Consider the following 18,248-nt stretch of genomic DNA (forward strand, 5'->3'; position numbering starts at 1 on the left):
ATATTTAAAAGGGAGTATTCATTATGGGAAGAGCAATAGGTATAGATCTTGGAACAACAAATTCTTGTGTTGCAATAATGCAAGGCAAGGATACAAAAGTAATTGAGAATAAAGAAGGAGCAAGAACTACTCCATCTATAGTTGCATTTACTTCATCTGGAGAAAGGTTGATTGGCGCTCCAGCAAAAAGGCAAGCAACTACCAATGCAAATAATACTTTTTTTGCAACTAAGAGATTGATAGGTCGCCAATATAGCGATCCTGAAATGAAGAATCTAGGTGTACCGTATAAGGTATTTGCAGCAAAAAATGGTGATGCATGGGTTAAAACAACTGATGGTAAAGAATACTCTCCTAGTCAAATTGGTGCATTTATACTACAAAACCTGAAAGAAGCAGCTGAGGCTTATCTTGGGGAAGAAGTAAAGGATGCTGTGATAACAGTGCCGGCGTACTTCAATGATTCTCAACGTCAAGCAACAAAAGATGCAGGAAAAATTGCTGGATTAAATGTCCTCAGAATAATTAACGAACCAACTGCTGCAGCACTTGCTTATGGTCTTGATAAAAAGCACGGACACACAATAGTAGTGTATGATCTTGGTGGTGGTACATTTGATGTTTCAGTTCTTGAAATAGGTGACGGAGTTTTTGAAGTAAAGGCTACAAATGGTGATACTCACCTTGGAGGGGAAGACTTCGATAATGCAGTAGTAAATTATTTACTGGGTGAATTCAAGAAAAGTAATGGCATTGATTTGAAAAACGATCCAATGGCTATGCAAAGAATCAAAGAAGCTGCAGAAAAAGCAAAGGTAGAATTGTCAAGTGCAATGGAAACAGAAGTAAATCTACCGTTTGTTACAGCTGATGCAAGTGGCCCAAAACACTTAAATATGAAGCTAACAAGAGCAAAGCTTGAAAGTTTAGTGAATGATTTAATTGAAAGGACTATAATTCCTTGCAAAAAAGCTCTTGAAGATGCTGGTTTGTCTGCTAGTCAAATTGGTGAAGTAGTTCTTGTTGGTGGCATGACTCGTATGCCAAAAGTCATAGAGAAAGTTAAAGAATTCTTTGGCAAAGATCCACACAGAGGGGTTAACCCTGATGAAGTTGTAGCAATTGGAGCTGCAATACAGGCGGGAATCATTCAAGGTGATGTAAGAGATGTATTACTACTTGACGTAACTCCACTTTCTCTTGGTATTGAAACTCTAGGGGGAGTGTTCACTCCACTTATTGAACGTAATACTACTATTCCCACAAAAAAATCTCAGGTGTTTTCAACTGCAGAAGATAACCAAACAGCCGTTACAATTAAGGTACATCAAGGTGAAAGAAAATTGGCGATTGATAATAAACTGCTTGGTCAGTTTAGTTTAGAAGGAATACCACCTGCTCCTCGCGGGGTTCCTCAAATTGAGGTGACATTTGATATAGATGCAAATGGAATAGCGCATGTTTCTGCAAAGGATAAAGCTACTGGAAAAGAGCAAAAAATACGTATTCAGTCTTCAGGTGGTTTATCGGAGGATGAAATAAATCGGATGGTGAGAGAAGCTGAGGAAAAAGCACAAGAAGATGAAAAGCGTAAGAAATTTATTGAAGTGAAGAATCAAGCGGATAGTTTAGTTCATTCTACAGAAAAATCTTTGACAGAATATGGTGATAAAATTTCTCCAGAAGATAAATCTGCTATTGAGAATGCAGTTAATGAATTAAAGGAAGTTAGTAAGTCTGATAATATTGATGATGCTGATTCAATACAACAGAAGGTTACTAATCTTTCTCAACTTTCTATGAAGCTTGGAGAAGCTATGTATAAGGAATCTCAACAACAACAAGGTGGAGAAAGCTCATCCACAACAAATAATGAGGAAGAAAAAGTAGTAGATTCTGATTATCAAGACATGGATAATAAAGAAGAGAATAAGTAATTCGATTGTCATCCCAGTGCCCAGATACTGTGGGATGACAAGAGGAGCGTATTGTTGCTTAAAGGAACTATTGTGGATATTATTAAGACAATAGAAGAAAAATTACGCGATTCAATAGGTGTAATTGATATTAATATTATCGATGAATCAGCAAAGCATGTAGATCATTATTTTGTTTCTTCTTCGACACTACCTTCACATATCAAATTAGTATTAATATCTAACGACTTTTCTGGAATGAGCTCTTTAAAGAGGCATAAATTGATCTATGAATTATTAAAGAGTGAAATAGAGCGATTACATGCGATTTCTCTTCACTTGTATACGCAAAGCGAATACAATCTAAAAAATAAATAGTAGAAACGTGAGAGAAGAGTCTTTATTAGTTAAAGCAGGAAGAAAATTTAATGATTATAAAGGATCGATGAACCCACCAGTTTATCATTCTTCTACCATATTATTTCCTACTTACAAGGATTACTTAAATGCAGCAAATGGAGAAAGTATATACGATGTAATCAATGATGGTGTTGCAAGGGATTACAGTTACAGTAATGTTGGTACGCCTACTGTTCATTATTTTTCAAATGCACTGGCTGAAATTGAGGGTAGGGGACAAGCACTCATCTACCCTTCTGGATTATTTGCACTTACTTTTGCTATTTTGACTTTCACTAAAGCAGGTTCACATGTCCTGATACAAGATAATAGTTATTATAGGCTAAAGAGATTTGCCGAAAATGAGCTACCAAAAAGAGGAGTAGAAGTAACTTTTTATAATCCGACACAGGATATAACTGATTTAGTTCAGAGTAATACTTCACTCATCATGATTGAGACTCCTGGTTCTATAACGTTTGAGATTTCAAATATAGAGCATATAGTAAAAGTTGCTAAAGCACGTGGAATCGTAACCGTTTGTGACAATTCATGGGCCACTCCTTTGTTGTTTAAGCCGCTTGATTATGGAATTGATGTTGCACTATACGCGGTGACAAAGTATCTAGCCGGTCACTCAGATTTAGTGATGGGAGCTATGGTTGCTGAAGGTAAAATTTTTAAATTGCTTTATGAGAGCTATAAAAATTATGGAGTCACCATTCAATCGCATGACTGTTACCTTGCACACAGGGGACTTAGAACACTGCAAACACGCATGAGGAAGCATCAAAGTACAGCAATGCAAGTAGCAAAGTGGCTGGAAAAACATCCAAAAATCAAAAAAGTCTTATACCCCGCACTTTTTTCCTATTCTCAGCATGATTTATGGAAAAGTTATTTCAAAGGGGCAAGTAGCGTATTTAGTATAGTACTCGATAGAGAATATTCATGTGAGGAACTAAGCTGCATGGTTGATCACATGAAAATTTTTGGCATCGGTGCTTCTTGGGGAGGATGTGACAGTTTGATATTACCAATAGAACATAGATCTATGTCAAGATCTGTAATGAATTCAGATTATGGTGGAAGTTTTGTGCGAATATTTTGCGGACTAGAAGATCCTGAAGATTTGATTTTTGACTTGAATACTGCATTAATAAGACTGCCATGTTCAAGTGTTAAAGATGATTGTGAGACTGAAAGAGCTACTGCATAACATTGTAAATGCTGACTTTGATATTGAAATCAAAGGCGTCACATGTAATCCTAAGAGAGTTAAAGAAGGTTACCTTTTTGTTTGTGTGTCAGAAAGGAGTAAAGAACACGTAACATGTCTTCCTAATGGATGTGTACACAACTGTGTAGACGTTGTAATACAAGGGGCCAAGAAAGATGTCATCCCAGTGCTCAGACACTGGGATCCAGAAAATTTAATTGTAAACAAGCATACTAGACAATTGTATAATGAAAACTGGATTCCAGTGTCCGCTACTCGAATGACAAGTACTCCAAGTTTTGCAGTGCTTTACCACTCGGACCCTCAAGGAATATACAGTGAAATAGTCAGCAGGTTTTATCAATTCAAACAACCTAAATATGTTGCTGCTGTAACTGGTACGAATGGTAAAACTTCAGTGGTGGAATTTTGTCGCCAGATTTGGCAAGATAATGTAGCGTCTATAGGAACACTGGGAACATGTGTCAATAATAATAGAAAAGATAATAGCCTTACAACGCCAAGTGCAGATGATCTTTATTCCACATTGCGTGACATAAATAATAAGAACGTAGAACACTTAGCATTAGAAGCTTCAAGCCATGGAATCGATCAATACAGAATCCATGGACTCAGGCTCAATGCTGCAGCTTTTACTAATTTCTCTCAAGATCATTTGGACTATCACAAAAGTATCGATGAGTATTTTGAGGCCAAGAAAAGGTTGTTTGATGAGGTATTGCCAAAAGAAAAAACAGCGATTTTAAATGCAGATATAGGCGAATATGGAGAGTTGCTCAACATAGCTGAAAAGCGTGGCAACAAAGTTATAACCTATGGAAAAAAAAACTCTGACATTACTTTATTAAAGCAGATACCCACTGCCAATGGTCAATACCTGACAATTCAAATCGGTGATGAAATTTATAACGCATTTTTTCCGATTTTTGGGCAATTTCAAGCATATAATTTGTTGTGTGCAATCGGTATAGTTATTTCATCTGGTATGGACTATCAAAGAATGTGTATAGATAAACTCGCTTCTCCATCTGGAAGAATGGAAAAAGTGAACACTTTTGCATTTGTCGATTACGCTCATACTCCAAGTGCACTCAAACAAGCTCTGTTGTCTTTAAAATGGCACTTCAATAAAAAGATAGTTCTAGTGTTCGGTTGTGGCGGGAATCGTGATCAAACAAAACGTGCAGAGATGGGTAAAATAGCACAAATGCTTGCAGGTAAAGTTATAGTCACAGATGACAATCCGCGCGATGAAGATCCGGGGAAAATTCGTCACGATATTTTGTTACATTGCCCTGATGCACTGGAGATAGGAGATAGAAAAAAAGCTATAGAGAAAGGTATAAATATAGCACATGATGAAAATATGATTCTGCTAGTTGCAGGAAAAGGACATGAAAGATTCCAAATAATAGAAGGCCAATCCCTTGAATTTAGTGATGTTGAAGTTATTAGAGAGGGCCAAAAATTTGCTACTGCTGTTTTGCTCTCTCCTTCATCCAACGCCTGAATGGCTTTTTTCCTTAAGTCATAACTGTACGCTGCTGGCATTTTTACCTTCTTGTTACACTAAATCACTATCTTATCTTGTTCCTACTATTATGAGAAGAGCTATACAAGGATATGAAAGTGGAGATTGTGGTTACAAGATTAGTGAGAGAATATAGAAAAATTTAGGATGAAATATTGCGTGATATAGTTCATTTAGTGATAAAGGCTCTTACAGGTATAGTAGCGCTTCATAAGTAAGAATATTTTTACAAAGAATTTAATAATCACAATTTAGGCAATGATGAAAGTTCTTTAAGAAAAAAGTTTAATACTATCAAGAAAAGTTTGCATAGGCATAGCAATATAATACATAATAATCAAAATATTCCAAATTCTGTCAATTTATTTGCACAGTCAATCACTTGAGAATTCGGAAATTGATTTTTAAACCAAGTGTACTGGCGTTTTGCATAATGCCTTGTGTTTGTTTGAGCAATCTGTATTGCTTCGTCTAAAGTAATCTCCCCTTTTAAGTATCTTATAATTTCTGGTACTCCATGTGCTTTCATAGCTGGCAAATGTGGAGATGGGTTCATGCTAAGTAGGTTTTTTACTTCATCAATTGCTCCATTTTCAACCATTTCAATAAAACGAGAATTTATTTTTCGGTATATATCTTCACGTTTAGGTAGAATTGTATATACCTTAAAATTATTGAACAAAGGAGGCTGTCTATTTTCTTGCCATACAAAGATTGTCTTGCCAGTTTCAGTGATAACTTCAAGTGCTCTTGAGAGGCGATGTGAGTCATTAATAAATATTTTACCTTGAATCCTTGGATCTTTGCTTAGCACTAATTTGTAGAATTCCTCTTTACTTAAATTTTTCCTAAGTTCATTTACGTTTTCTCTCACTTCCTGGCTTATTTGTGGAATCGATGATAATCCCTTGATTAAGCTGCTAATGTAAAGCCCACTTCCTCCAGTGATGATGGGTATTCGTGAATTTTTCAGCGCGTTGTTAACTTCCCTCTTTAAATCCTCTAGCCATAAACCTACGGAATAATTTTCTCTTGCTGAAACATAACCGTATAGCCTATAAAATTCTTTCTGCTTTGGTGGTTGAGCAGTAATTACGGGAATCTCTTTGTATAACTGCTTTGAGTCACAGTTTATTATGCTAATGTTTTTATACTTTTTTATCAAGTTATCGCATAATTCTGATTTACCTGAGGCTGTAATTCCTGTAATAATTACTATATTATCTTTCATTTATATTAATTTAACTAACCTATGATAGGGTGTAGTAAAAATTTGGATTCTACAATCTAAAATTTGGAGACTTTTATGGCAGAAAATGATAACGATAACTCGTTTACTAAGCGTTTTACAAATAGGACTTCTAATGAGACAAGAGGAGGTTTTTCCAGTAAGTATTCATCTCAAAATACCAAAGAACATGCACTAGGAGCAAAAGGAAAAATTTCTGAATTGGCAAACAAAAAAGCTGAAGCCAAGGAAGCTTTTTCTGAAAGTGGCGGCATAAAGAGTAAAAGCAGAACTATCAATGAAAGATCCTTTGCTGATGCAACAAGAAGAAGTAGATCAGATCTCATATATCTAGTTCGTGGTAAAGATCGAGGAAGATCAGCTTGGCACTATGTATTAGTTGATAAAGATAAAAGAGAAATGTTTCTGGCAAAAAGTAGAACTGGCTCTATAGATGTTGCAGATTATGGAGAGATTTTATATTCAGGATGGGGAGATGATCCACCACAGACGATAGTCGATAAAATCAATGAGGAGTTCGGATTGTAGTAAATCTGTTGTAAAAGCAACAAGGACAACATTGCAAATTTAGAGTTCAAAAGGGTTATTCCTCGAGAACTACTGCGTCAGAAAGCTGGCGTTGAATTTGTATATAATGTTGATCTTGGAGGTTTTTATGAATAATAGTGAGAGAAAAGAGAAATTAGAAACTCGTATTCTATCAAGCAGAGGTAGGTCTTTGCTTGACCATGAGCTACTGGAACGTAATCTATCTGCATACACAGAAGGAAGAGAAGTTGCCAAAAAGTTAATGGAGCTCTTTAGTAGTTTAGGAAGGGTAATTAATGCTGACTTTCATGAACTAAAAAATGTTACAGGAATGAATGATGGAGCAATAGCAAATATCTTTTGTCTGAAAGAGATTTTTGATAGGATATTGAAAGGTAAGTTAAAAAAGCTGTCGATTCTTGATAATAGAGAAGAGCTATTAAAATACTTTAAAGCAGCAATAGGGCAGTCACGAAAAGAAAGCTTACGAGTGGTATACTTAGATCGAAGTGGTCATTTAATATATGAGTATATTCAAGATTGTGGAACTATAGATAGAGTACCTCTATATGTGAGGGCAATAATAAAACAGGGATTACTGATTGACGCATCATCTGTTGCAATTTCACATAATCATCCAAGCGGAGATATAGAACCATCAAAGGAGGATGAGGATAACACACTCACATTAGCTGCAACCTGCGAAAATGTAGGAATGAAATTGATAGATCATATAATCGTAACACAGAAGAGCCACTTTAGTTTTTATGACAGTGGCTTATTGTAATCTGTAACCCGGAAGGAAAGTTCTCTAGCTTTCCTTCTTTTTTTCACTTCATAAATTAAAAAATTCAATATAAGCTTGAACAGCTAGAATTAGTAGTAAAAGGTGGAATTAGGTAAAAAAATAAAGGAACTTAGGTTATACTGTGGTTTGACACAAACTGAATTAGGAAAAAGAATAGGTGTTTCATATAGACAGATACAAAGGTACGAAAATGGTTCAAATTGCATTTTAGCCAGTAGGCTATATGACTTAGCAAAAGCCCTATCAATTGATGTTGCTGATTTCTTTACTGGTATGCATACTGACTCACATGAAGCTTATGATGAAGAAATACTAAAACTAGTCAAAGGATATAACAAAATTAAGAGCAAAAGGTTACGTAGTGTAGTTTATATATTGGTAAAATCTTTTTCTCAAAGTATATTATCTGATACGTAAAATGACCGTACAACATCCTATCGATAAGCAAATAGGTGAAAGGATAAGGAAAAGAAGGCTAATATGTGGTTTTAGCCAAAGGGACTTAGGAAAAAAGCTTGGAATTTCATTTCAGCATATACAAGGATATGAAACTGGAGAGGTAAGGCTTGTAGTTGATAGATTGTATAATTTGGCAGAAGCTTTGTCTGTTGATATGTCATATTTTTTTACCAAAGCCTCTGAATACTTGCATGATAAGGCCTTCCGTAGCGATGTGGGCAGCGAAGAAATATCAAGATTAGTAAGAGAATATAGAAAAATTAAAGATGAAACATTGCGTGATATTGTGCATTCAGTGATAAAGGCTCTTGCTAACAAATAGTACAAATTTTAAAGTTCAGGTATTTTTTATAATATAAAACACTTCTACAAGCAATACTAATTAAAGTAAATTATTTATGGTAAATTGGATTAAGTTTTAAAAACCACTTTACTTTGTAATAGTTAACCATTTATTTCTGATATACAAGTAGCTATGTGAAACATAGCCACTTGTCTCCAATCAAGAACGTCCTACGGATGTCGTTTTGTTGTCTTTTAATTTATTCACCCAAGAAAAGGTCTCACTACTTTTAGAATTTTGGTCACCCCACCTTCCACACCTAGTAAAACTGCCTCTTTCTACTGCTTCTTTAACAGACATTCCACCAAATAAACAACCCTGTCCTATGATTTCTCCTATTTCTTGCAATTCATTCCACATTTCTTCATCTTCCACCTCAACTTGTACTTGATGATAGTCTTCTGTATCGTGATATACCATTAAATTTAGCTCTCCTAGACTAGTACAAAGTGTTACTGTAAAAGCGCTGTTATCCGATATATCCACGTAGTCTCTTTTTCCATCTTTTCCAGTTTTCACTTCAACTTCACCATCACCTATTTTTAGGATATTGCCACCAAGATTTAAATCTCCCTTGCTCAGGCCCAAGTTTTTTGCACCTTCTATAACTTTTGCAACATCAACTATGCAGCTATGTGAAAATTCAATATAGAAGGTCTTATTATCGATTTCTACATTTTCAACAGTCCCTTCTATAGTAGCGTTCTCTCCAACTTCCCTGAGCTTTTTGAGTAGATTATATATTTGTGGCTCAATTTCTTTTTGCACTTTTTCAGTTATTTTCTTATCAACTTGTACATTAAATTCTGCTCCATTTAAGGCTAACTTCCTGATTATATCTTCTTGTTTATTTCCTTTGAATTCATCACGATAAATCTTAAACATTGTAACGTTAGCGAAGCTAAAGCCATCTTCATTGGCAGCATTTATTCTTATTCCTAAGTCCAAAGCTTCATCGATAACTTTACTTAACTCGTTTATATTTTTAGCTGCAATAGCTTTTTCCAGGAATTCATTTAGTTTCATATTTTCATATTCACTTAGTCTTGTCCTGCATAAAGCTGATCGAAATGGATTGAGCTTCTCAGGATATGTTAAGACAGGTAATTTACTAATCTTTTTATTCGCTGTTGGAGCAGCTTTTATTAAATTAGGCAATAATCCTTCTTTTGCTATTCGCTCTACCGCTTTTAACATTTTACTAGACAATCTTTTACTATTTATTTTTTTCATTGTAACTCTCACTTAATCTAATTACTATTCGATCATATCGTGATAAATATTATTTAATTGTTAATATTATACGACTTATTAATTTACTGTATATTATAATAACAAGTTTTACGGGCATTTACACTAGAAAAACACATCTTGTAAAAATTATTTCAATTTCAATAAAAGTTGGGTATTGTGATTGTAAAACTGAAAGAAATGGATCTCTTGTCTTACTCCACTGAAAAGTTGAAGAAGCATTGTCAGCTACTTGATAATGAAGAAAAAATAATTCTATATGAGCAGCTGCTAGACAAGGCTAAAGACATACTTGAAAATTCAAGAGATAATGTTTCTGAACTGAAAAAGATCAGTAAAGCTGCTTTAGCAATAGAGGAAACTACCGATAAGCAGTTACTAGAAAAGTTTAATGATGACCACCCGCTAAGAGAATTGGATATTCTGATCTATTCTCCTCAAGGAAACACTGACGTAGCAAACTATTTATTCAGTATAGATAACTCATCAGAGCTTTATGATTTAAAAAAAGATAAGGATAAAGCTCTTTATAATGCAGTTAAGTCAAATGATGTTGAGCTCATAAAAAAGCTGCTCATGATTCTTGTACCTGAAAAAGTAAGTAATTTTGATACGAAATATTTGGAAGAATTAAAAATATCGTTATCAGGAATTCACAAAGAATTGCAATTATCACAAGATATGAAAAATTATCTTGTGAAGACGATAAAGTTCTATAGTTTTTTATGTAGTAATTTTAGCTTATTAGTTGCAAATCCTACTGATGTAAAAGCTATGATCAATCTGTTTGCTACCCAACCAAATATTGATTACCAAATAGATAAGCTTCTGCTTTCTTTTATTGTGAAAGATGTTGAGGAAAAAAAGCTGAATTCTGAAATCAAACACATGATAGAGCTTCTTGAGCAGCATGAAAGATTTGTTGAGCTCGAATATAAGGTTAGAAGATTAAGATCAGAGTTTGCATGTGGCAAAAGCAGATACTCGGCTGAAGTAATACGAAATAGCATTGCAGAACGAGAAAAAGAGATGAGGGAAATTGAGAAAAAATACGTAAGGCCAAACGATTTAATTAGCGAGAGGCAGAAATTATTAAAGCAATTACTTTGCTAGCTTTTTCATAAAATTTGTTGTAAATTTGAATAAGAGGTGAAAAGTGCAATTAGGTAAAAAAATAAAACAACTTAGGTTAGATCGTTCTTTGACACAGACCGAATTGGGAAAGAGAATAGGTGTTTCGTATAGACAGATACAAAAGTACGAAAATGGTTCAAATTGTGTTTTGGCCAGTAGATTATATGATTTAGCAAAAGCACTATCGATAGATGTTGCTAACTTTTTTACTGATATGCATACTGACTCACATGAAGCTTATGATGAAGAAATACTAAAGTTAGTCAAAGGATATAACGAAATTAAGAGCAAAAGGTTACGTAGTGCAGTTTATATATTGGTAAAATCTTTTTCTCAAAGTGATAATACATAGTTAATATTACCTGATACGTAAAATGACTATACAACATCCTATCAATAAACAAATAGGGGAAAGAATAAGGAAAAGAAGGCTAATGTGTGGTTTTAGTCAAAGAGACTTAGGAAAAAAGCTTGAAATTTCATTTCAGCATGTACAAGGATATGAAAGCGGAGAGATTAGGCTTGTAGTTGATAGGTTATATAAATTAGCAGAAGTACTATCGGTTGATATGTCGTATTTTTTTACCAAAGCCTCTGAAGACTTACATGATAAGGCCTTCCATAGCGATGTAGGCAGCGAAGAAATATCAAGGCTAGTGAGGGAATATAGAAAAATTGAGGATGAAACTCTGCGTGACATTGTTCATTTAGTGATTAAGGCTCTTGCTCACAAATAATACAGGTTTTAAAGTACAAATACCTGGATATTTTCATAACATGAAGAAGTTTTCAATAAACCATTGCGTCAAGTTAAGGAAAAGTAGAATAAGGAAAAAAGAAGATGAAAAAAAACTATTTTATATATTAAGTTAGTAATTTATAAACTTTTCTAAAATAATTGCAACCGTTCACAGAGATAAGGTAGTGCAAGAAAAGGTTGTAGCAGAAAACGCTTCTAAGAAACTCCCTCAACCAGTTCATCTTTTTGAACTAAGATGTAGCCAAATTCCTGTGCTTTTTTGGGGAATGTTCAAAAAAGTGTGTCAAAGCGAATTTTTAGTTCAACTCAATTTTTAACCTATCAGGAAAAAAGATATCAAGTTGAGATATAGTTAGAGCCCAATTAGGCAAAGCCATAGCCCATTTTTACTCTATCTTTTTTATAGCACAATATACCAATTTGTACAAGGCATTTGTACTGGTAAATGAACCTTTGGTTTTAGTAAATTTTCTGATTTGTCTGTGCAACCCCTCAATTGGATTGGTGGTATAAATTAGCCTTCTAACAGGGCCAGAATACTTAAAATAACTAGACAAATTTTCCCAATTGTTTTGCCACGATTTTATGACTAAAGGATATTTTTCACCCCATTTTTCCTCCAGTTCAAGTAAATAATTTTCGGCGATTTCTCTACCTGTAGCACGGTATATTTTTTTCAAATCATTCATAAAAACTTTTATATCTTTGCTGGATACGTATTTTAGTGAATTTCTTATTTGGTGCACAATGCATAACTGTACCTCAGCATTGGGAAATACGCTATTTATAGCTGTAGGGAAGCTTTTTAGACCGTCAACACAAGCTATCAAAATGTCTTCTACTCCTCTCTCTTTTAAGTCATTTAATACGCCTAGCCAGAAGTTAGCTCCCTCACTTTCTGCTAAGTAAAAACCCAGTACTTCTTTTCTGCCATTTTGGTCTATTCCTAATATATTGTACATGCATTTACTTATGCAATGTCCATTCTCTTTGACCTTAAAAAACATCCCATCCATAAATACTATCGGGTATACTGATTGTAGGGGACGACTCCTCCATTCATTGATTATAGGCAGTAATTTATCTGTAATTCCAGATATCTCTGCTGCAGATATTTTATGGTCATAGATTTCTTCCACATAGGATGCTATATCCCTGTATCCCACACCGCTTGCAAACATGTTCAAGACCTTTGTTTCAAGTTCTGTTGTTTGCCTTTTTTTTTCACTATCTGTGGTTCGAAACTTCCCTCTCTATCTCTTGGTGTCAATAGTTCAAATGAACCTGCACTCGTCTTCAAAGTTTTGCCATTCTTTCCGTTTCTTCGATTCTTTTCTTCTCTTTCATTAGATAAATGATGCTCTATTTCACCTTCTAGACTTGCTTCCAGCAGCCTTTTTACAAATGGTGTTAATGCTCCATCTCTCCCCATCAATGGTTTACCTTCCCTTATTGATGACAGTATATTTGCTTCCAGCTCTTTGTAATCTACTAGGCCAGTCGTTCCATTTTCTATTTTGTAACTCATATATCAAACCTCTATTTTTTGTTTCTATTTTATTTTTATTTCTCGGTTTGACACACTTTTTTGAACATTCCCTGAAATAAAACAGAAACAAACGTGCTGTTTATTGCAGCTTTTGGGTAATTTAATGATAAAAATTTTAGAGAGAAATTTTATACACTATCGCTGATATTTTTCCTTAAGTTGACGCCATTGCGTGAACGGTTACCAAAAACTAGCTTTTATGTTACATAAGCTTCCTAACTCGCGTTGAATTAATAGAAACATCTTCTAGATAGTTGTTAGGCTTATTACTCTGCAAGTTAAAACTTCTTTGCTGTTCTGTATGACTAGAACTTGGCAATGTATCATCTGCATCCTTATAATAATCTACGTTTAACCTGTTATTAAAGGCAACTATAAATTCATTACATTTTTTTGAATTTAATTTAGCTGCTTGCTCACCAGTGCAAGCTTTCTTTATATACAAACTTAAAAACTCAGGTACCTCATTAAGTTTATTGCTAGCAACCTTAGTATAAATTCCTTTGTACACCTCTAAAAAATCAATATCCAACAAGCGTATTGGTATACGACTCTCTCTTGCCGCGTATTTCACCGCTTTTTCAAATGCATGATTAATACTTAATGTATAACCTAATATTTGCTGTTCAGAAGGACCTTCAACTTTAGTAGAAATATATTTTTGCCCAGTAAATTTTCTTACAATCACATCCAGTAGTGATATTGTACTATTAAGGTCAACCTGTGATGGATAAAAAGCTGCTGCATTATTTTGACTATTATAGTCATAAGCTAACTGCGGGGTTTTTTCAATCTTAACGTTATAAGAGTTGCCAACAAGTAGGGCATCTCTTGAACTTAGAGAATTAGATAAATGGCTTGTTGGGCTTTTAACTTTAGTAGGGTAACTGAGTGAATGCTGAACATCACGACGTCTACGACTAGCGCTCTTTCCTTGTAGGAATTCTATAACACTTTTGCAATCCTTACTTTCTTGTCTCTTAGCAAGATCCAAAGGCGTTCTGTCTTTTTTATTTTTAGCATTAACATTAGCTCCCTTCTCATCTACGAGGTACTTTACTACGTTCAAGTGACAGTTATCAGCAGCTACATGTAAGACTGTATTGCCATAATTATTCTTGATATTAATAATATCAGGCTTTTTATCCACAAAGATTTTAACTATCTCTAACTTACCATTTTCAGCAGCAACATGTATTGGCATGTTGCCGTCATTATTAGATTTAGCATAGATATCGATATCTGGAGTATCTACAAGAACTTTAGCCACAGCTGAACTACCTTCTTGAGCAGCTATATGTAAAGGTGTAAAACCTAGGTCACTTTTAGAATTAACATTAGCACCCTTCTCTACGAGAAATCTAGGTACGCTCAATCTATCATTCTTAACGGAATAGTGTAGAGGTGTCCACTCACTCTTATCTTTAGCATCAACCGAGACGCCCTTGCTCAGAAGGAATTCAACTACTTTTGAATCAAGATTATTTTCAGCAGCGTAATGTAATGGTACTTTGTAATGATTATCTTTAACATTAACATCAGCTCCTTTTTTTTCTATAAGGTACTGTACTAAATCTAGCATACCACCATGGGCAGCACCATGCAAGACAGCACGTCCACCATTATCCTTAATATTAACATTAGCCCCTTTTTCTATGAGATACTCTACTATATCAAGGGTACGTTGATAGGCAGCATTGTACAAGGGAGTACATCCATTATTATCTTTAGCATTAACATTAGCGTTTTTTTGTATAAGAAACTTTATTATATCCAAGCTAGCCCGGTTAACAGCATTGTGCAGAGGGGTAGACCCACCATTATCTTTAATACTAACATCAGCACCTTTTTCTATGAGATACTTTGCTATATTTAAAGCATTATCAGAAGCAAGAGCAACAGCTAAATTTAACGGAGTATATCCATTATTATCTTTAGCATTAACGTTAGCACCTTTCTCTACTAAACGTTTTACTTCATCTAAGTCATCAAGCATAACAGCAGTGTGCAAAGGGTTATACCCATCATCAGCTTCTTTAACATTAAACCCTCTTTCTTCTACAAGATATCTTACTATATTTAATCTCCCCCATCTAATCGCGGTATGTACGAAATTGTACCCATCATTAGCCACAGCCTTAACATCAGCCCCTTTTTCTATGAGATACCTTACTATATTTACCTTTCCAGCCTGAGCACCACTGTGCAAGGGAGTATATCCATCTTTACCTTTGTCATTAACATCAGCCCCTTTTTCTGTAAGGTATTTTACTACACTCAAGCTGCCCCACCTAGCAGCGGTGTGTAGGGGAGTATATCCATCTTTACCTTTAGCATTAACACTAGCACCTTTTTCTACAAGAGCTTTAACCTTATCATAGTTATCTTCTCTTATAGCGCTGAATAGCTCATCATCTAAACTCATTTCGCCTCCTTTTAATCTTATTATATAGCCACTTTAATCATACTAAAATATTTTTGCAAAGCAACCCCTCTATTAAAGTGCTTTGCTAAAAAAAATATTCATTCTCTTTTCCTAAATTGCTGGTTAATTGACTACATATCAAATAAAGTGCTTTACCCACCTGTAGAATATGTTGGTTTGGGAAAAATTAAGAGGCATGATATGTTAAATCTGAATGATTATATTAAAGATAATGCTTTGTGTTTAGATGATTTAGACATAAAAGAATGAATAAATTTTTTGCAAGATTCAGACATTACGCAGCTCATTTTATCCAAGAGCTACATTGATAGTGAAAGAGCGAGAATAATTTTGGCTAGTTCAACGTGTTTAGTAAAACTTATTAAGCTTGACTTAAGTAATAATAAAATCGTTGCAGAAGGTACAAATGCTCTAGTTAATTCTCCATTTCTTAGTCTCTTCTTCCATTATAATTTCTATTATTTTTTCAAATGTTTTTCTTTTTACTCCTGTTAATCTTCTAAAATCCTCTTCATCGAGTTTACTTATTTGTTCAATTTGCATACCTTCATTGATATTGCTTTTGGTATCATTTCCTCAGTTATGCAAAAAGTCTAGAAATTTAGGAAAAGAGAATTAATAGTTTTTTGTAATAAAATAACATGTTGCTTTTCAGAAATATTTTAGTATGGTTAAAGTGGCTTGAGGTGAAAAGTTATTATTATAAGTAAATGTAGTTTAAGCAAGGGGCAAAGAATGAAAAATTTAATTATTAATCGTAGTAAGCGTGATGTTGCTAATTGTAAAGATAGTCATACTAGATGTGATCCTATTACTGATACATGCTGGGATGATCCTACATGCGAGAATGAATTCAACCCAACTTCTCCAACACCAACTTCTCCAACAAAAGATGATATGTTATTTGATGCTGTAATAACAGGTGACTATAATAAAGTTAAGGCTCTTTTAGAGGAAGGGGCAAATGTTAATGCTAAAAATAGTAATGGCTCTACTCCTCTGCACTTAGCTGCTGAAAAAGGTATCTTAAATATAGTAGAAAAGCTTGTAGAGAATAAAGCTGATGTTAATGCTAAAGACTATAATGGGTATACTCCTTTAATCGTTGCTCTTAATCGGGATAAGCTCGAGATAGCAAGGTTTCTTACTGAAAAATCAGCTAAATCATCTGGAATCCCACTTCTGCAGTACGTTGCTGCAAATAGTCCAAAGAAGGCTATGGAGCTTTTCATAAACGGTGATAATGTTAATACGAAAGATGATGATAATAGAGTACTATTACACTATGCTGCTGAAAGTAATAGCGATCCAGCAGTTGAATACCTTATAAGCAAGAACGCTACAATTAATGCTAAAAGCGGGAGTTGTTGGACACCTCTACACTATGCTGCTAAAAATAATAATTCGGAAGTGTCCAGACTACTTATACAGAGTGGCGCTGAAGTTAATTCTAAAAGTGACCTAGGTTTTACACCTTTACATATAGCTGCTCGAGAGGGTAATACAGGTGTAGTTCGATTTCTTATAGATAACAAAGATGTAGATATCTACGCTAAATCTAATAATGACGGCAACATGCCAAATACATGTTGCTGCTGAAAATGGCAAGTTAGAGATAGTTAAAATTTTTGTGGATAAAAAGCCTGATATTATTAGTGTCAAGAATAATTATGGCAATACAGTCTTACATGTAGCTGCTGATAACTGTCACTTGAACGTAGTAAAGTACCTCGTAGATGAGAAAGGAGCTAATGTTAATGCTAAAAATGACAAAGGTAGAACGCCCTTGGATCTTGCTAAGAGACAAGAAAGTAAGGATTGTAAAAGTGTTATAGACTTTCTACAAGCAAAGAGCGCTAGTCGTAGACGTCGTGATGTTCAGCATTCACTTAGTTACCCTACTAAAGTTAAAAGCCCAACAAGCCATTTATCTAATTCTCTAAGTTCAAGAGATGCCCTACTTGTTGGCAACTCTTATAACGTTAAGATTGAAAAAACCCCGCAGTTAGCTTATGGCTATAATAGTCAAAATAATGCAATAGCTCTTCATCCATCACAGGTTGACCTTAATAGTACAATATCACTACTGGATGTGATTGTAAGAAAATTTACTGGGCAAAAATATATTTCTACTAAAGTTGAAGGTCCTTCTGAACAGCAAATATTAGGTTATACATTAAGTATTAATCATGCATTTGAGAAAGCGGTGAAATACGCGGCAAGAGAGAGTCGTATACCAATACGCTTGTTGGATATTGATTTTTTAGAGGTGTACAAAGGAATTTATACTAAGGTTGCTAGCAATAAACTTAATGAGGTACCTGAGTTTTTAAGTTTGTATATAGAGAAAGCTTGCACTGGTGAGCAAGCAGCTAAATTAAATTCAAAAAAAATGTAATGAATTTATGGTTGCCTTTAATAACAGGTTAAACGTAGATTATCATAAGGATGCAGATGATACATTGCCAAGTTCTAGTCATACAGAACAGCAAAGAAGTTTTAACTTGCAGAGTAATAAGCCCAACAACTATCTAGAAGAGGTTTCTGTTAATTCAACGCGAGTTAGGGAACTTATGTAAGGCAGGCAGCAATATAAAAAATTTAAGCTAGCTTTATTTTGAAGCCTACTGACTTC

General features: G+C 34.5%; 17 protein-coding genes and 2 pseudogenes. 14 read left to right on the plus strand and 5 right to left on the minus strand.

Annotated features, from left to right (window positions below; genetic code table 11):
- Positions 1-23: 23 nt before the first annotated feature.
- The 4 genes from dnaK to MJ631_RS02665 all read left to right on the plus strand — a co-directional run bounded on the left by dnaK (position 24) and on the right by MJ631_RS02665 (position 5,065).
- A complete protein-coding gene (gene dnaK, locus MJ631_RS02650; RefSeq protein WP_052264747.1) occupies positions 24-1,937 on the plus strand; it encodes a molecular chaperone DnaK in 1,914 nt (637 codons plus the stop codon).
- A 72-nt stretch (positions 1,938-2,009) separates the two neighbouring features.
- Positions 2,010-2,294 carry a BolA family protein gene (locus MJ631_RS02655; protein ID WP_012481743.1) on the plus strand — a complete coding sequence of 95 codons (285 nt, stop codon included), beginning with the start codon at positions 2,010-2,012 and terminating at the stop codon, positions 2,292-2,294.
- Positions 2,295-2,301: 7 nt separating this feature from the next.
- A complete protein-coding gene (gene metC / locus MJ631_RS02660) occupies positions 2,302-3,534 on the plus strand; it encodes a cystathionine beta-lyase (protein WP_012481742.1) in 1,233 nt (410 codons plus the stop codon).
- Complete coding sequence (locus tag MJ631_RS02665) at positions 3,503-5,065, plus strand: Mur ligase family protein (RefSeq protein WP_007302714.1); 1,563 nt, start codon at positions 3,503-3,505, stop codon at positions 5,063-5,065. Before metC ends, MJ631_RS02665 begins: the two co-directional genes overlap by 32 nt.
- Before the next feature lie 358 nt (positions 5,066-5,423).
- Here the strand turns inward: MJ631_RS02665 and miaA are convergent, their stop codons facing one another.
- Positions 5,424-6,317: a tRNA (adenosine(37)-N6)-dimethylallyltransferase MiaA gene (miaA, locus tag MJ631_RS02670; RefSeq protein WP_214303411.1), complete on the minus strand. Its 894-nt coding sequence runs from the start codon at positions 6,315-6,317 to the stop codon at positions 5,424-5,426.
- A gap of 75 nt (positions 6,318-6,392) precedes the next feature.
- Here miaA and MJ631_RS02675 point away from each other — a divergent pair, with 75 nt between their 5' ends.
- The 4 genes from MJ631_RS02675 to MJ631_RS02690 all read left to right on the plus strand — a co-directional run bounded on the left by MJ631_RS02675 (position 6,393) and on the right by MJ631_RS02690 (position 8,452).
- Positions 6,393-6,863, plus strand: coding sequence for a hypothetical protein (locus MJ631_RS02675; protein WP_019236353.1), 471 nt, complete (start codon positions 6,393-6,395; stop codon positions 6,861-6,863).
- A gap of 127 nt (positions 6,864-6,990) precedes the next feature.
- Positions 6,991-7,650: a JAB domain-containing protein gene (locus tag MJ631_RS02680; RefSeq protein WP_213864001.1), complete on the plus strand. Its 660-nt coding sequence runs from the start codon at positions 6,991-6,993 to the stop codon at positions 7,648-7,650.
- 102 nt (positions 7,651-7,752) lie between these two features.
- Entirely contained in the window at positions 7,753-8,088 is a 336-nt protein-coding gene (locus MJ631_RS02685; RefSeq protein ID WP_213864000.1) for a helix-turn-helix domain-containing protein, read from the plus strand.
- A gap of 1 nt (position 8,089) precedes the next feature.
- Positions 8,090-8,452, plus strand: a complete 363-nt coding sequence (locus tag MJ631_RS02690; protein WP_213863999.1) for a helix-turn-helix domain-containing protein — start codon at positions 8,090-8,092, stop codon at positions 8,450-8,452.
- 180 nt (positions 8,453-8,632) lie between these two features.
- Here the strand turns inward: MJ631_RS02690 and MJ631_RS02695 are convergent, their stop codons facing one another.
- A complete protein-coding gene (locus tag MJ631_RS02695; RefSeq protein ID WP_262986606.1) occupies positions 8,633-9,706 on the minus strand; it encodes a hypothetical protein in 1,074 nt (357 codons plus the stop codon).
- A 177-nt stretch (positions 9,707-9,883) separates the two neighbouring features.
- Between MJ631_RS02695 and MJ631_RS02700 the strand changes: the two genes are divergently transcribed.
- From MJ631_RS02700 to MJ631_RS02710, 3 genes are read left to right on the plus strand one after another with little or no spacing between them, the layout of a single operon-like run.
- Entirely contained in the window at positions 9,884-10,837 is a 954-nt protein-coding gene (locus MJ631_RS02700; protein ID WP_262986607.1) for a hypothetical protein, read from the plus strand.
- Positions 10,838-10,880: 43 nt separating this feature from the next.
- Positions 10,881-11,210 (plus strand): helix-turn-helix domain-containing protein, encoded by a 330-nt coding sequence (locus MJ631_RS02705; protein ID WP_262986608.1) that lies wholly within the window; start codon positions 10,881-10,883, stop codon positions 11,208-11,210.
- A gap of 22 nt (positions 11,211-11,232) precedes the next feature.
- Complete coding sequence (locus tag MJ631_RS02710) at positions 11,233-11,595, plus strand: helix-turn-helix domain-containing protein (RefSeq protein ID WP_262986609.1); 363 nt, start codon at positions 11,233-11,235, stop codon at positions 11,593-11,595.
- A 409-nt stretch (positions 11,596-12,004) separates the two neighbouring features.
- Here MJ631_RS02710 and MJ631_RS02715 read toward each other — a convergent pair.
- The 3 genes and pseudogenes from MJ631_RS02715 to MJ631_RS02725 form a co-directional block, all read right to left on the minus strand.
- Positions 12,005-13,146, minus strand: a pseudogene (locus tag MJ631_RS02715) (IS256 family transposase).
- Positions 13,147-13,369: 223 nt separating this feature from the next.
- A complete protein-coding gene (locus tag MJ631_RS02720) occupies positions 13,370-15,592 on the minus strand; it encodes an ankyrin repeat domain-containing protein (protein ID WP_262986610.1) in 2,223 nt (740 codons plus the stop codon).
- A gap of 447 nt (positions 15,593-16,039) precedes the next feature.
- Positions 16,040-16,156 (minus strand): annotated as a pseudogene (locus MJ631_RS02725) (IS5/IS1182 family transposase); the annotation flags it as partial.
- Between the two features lie 192 nt (positions 16,157-16,348).
- Here MJ631_RS02725 and MJ631_RS02730 point away from each other — a divergent pair.
- The 3 genes from MJ631_RS02730 to MJ631_RS02740 are packed head-to-tail and all read left to right on the plus strand — an operon-like array spanning position 16,349 to position 18,192.
- On the plus strand, positions 16,349-17,212 hold the full coding sequence (locus tag MJ631_RS02730) for an ankyrin repeat domain-containing protein (RefSeq protein ID WP_262986611.1): 864 nt from the start codon (positions 16,349-16,351) through the stop codon (positions 17,210-17,212).
- Complete coding sequence (locus MJ631_RS02735) at positions 17,178-18,011, plus strand: ankyrin repeat domain-containing protein (RefSeq protein ID WP_262986612.1); 834 nt, start codon at positions 17,178-17,180, stop codon at positions 18,009-18,011. Before MJ631_RS02730 ends, MJ631_RS02735 begins: the two co-directional genes overlap by 35 nt.
- Positions 18,012-18,018: 7 nt before the next feature.
- A complete protein-coding gene (locus MJ631_RS02740; RefSeq protein ID WP_262986613.1) occupies positions 18,019-18,192 on the plus strand; it encodes a hypothetical protein in 174 nt (57 codons plus the stop codon).
- Positions 18,193-18,248 lie beyond the last annotated feature (56 nt).

It is taken from the genome of Wolbachia endosymbiont of Oryzaephilus surinamensis, from assembly GCF_025617515.1.
In the GTDB taxonomy this organism is placed as follows: Bacteria; Pseudomonadota; Alphaproteobacteria; order Rickettsiales; family Anaplasmataceae; genus Wolbachia.

Bases quoted from the DNA above. Each gene is read 5' to 3' on its own strand.
- dnaK (WP_052264747.1), top strand. From the start codon at position 24: ATGGGAAGAGCAATAGGTATAGATCTTGGAACAACAAATTCTTGTGTT.
- MJ631_RS02665 (WP_007302714.1), top strand. From the start codon at position 3,503: ATGATTGTGAGACTGAAAGAGCTACTGCATAACATTGTAAATGCTGAC.
- miaA (WP_214303411.1), bottom strand. From the start codon at position 6,317: ATGAAAGATAATATAGTAATTATTACAGGAATTACAGCCTCAGGTAAA.
- MJ631_RS02675 (WP_019236353.1), top strand. From the start codon at position 6,393: ATGGCAGAAAATGATAACGATAACTCGTTTACTAAGCGTTTTACAAAT.
- MJ631_RS02680 (WP_213864001.1), top strand. From the start codon at position 6,991: ATGAATAATAGTGAGAGAAAAGAGAAATTAGAAACTCGTATTCTATCA.
- MJ631_RS02690 (WP_213863999.1), top strand. From the start codon at position 8,090: ATGACCGTACAACATCCTATCGATAAGCAAATAGGTGAAAGGATAAGG.
- MJ631_RS02695 (WP_262986606.1), bottom strand. From the start codon at position 9,706: ATGAAAAAAATAAATAGTAAAAGATTGTCTAGTAAAATGTTAAAAGCG.
- MJ631_RS02710 (WP_262986609.1), top strand. From the start codon at position 11,233: ATGACTATACAACATCCTATCAATAAACAAATAGGGGAAAGAATAAGG.
- MJ631_RS02720 (WP_262986610.1), bottom strand. From the start codon at position 15,592: ATGAGTTTAGATGATGAGCTATTCAGCGCTATAAGAGAAGATAACTAT.
- MJ631_RS02730 (WP_262986611.1), top strand. From the start codon at position 16,349: ATGAAAAATTTAATTATTAATCGTAGTAAGCGTGATGTTGCTAATTGT.
- MJ631_RS02735 (WP_262986612.1), top strand. From the start codon at position 17,178: ATGACGGCAACATGCCAAATACATGTTGCTGCTGAAAATGGCAAGTTA.
- MJ631_RS02740 (WP_262986613.1), top strand. From the start codon at position 18,019: ATGGTTGCCTTTAATAACAGGTTAAACGTAGATTATCATAAGGATGCA.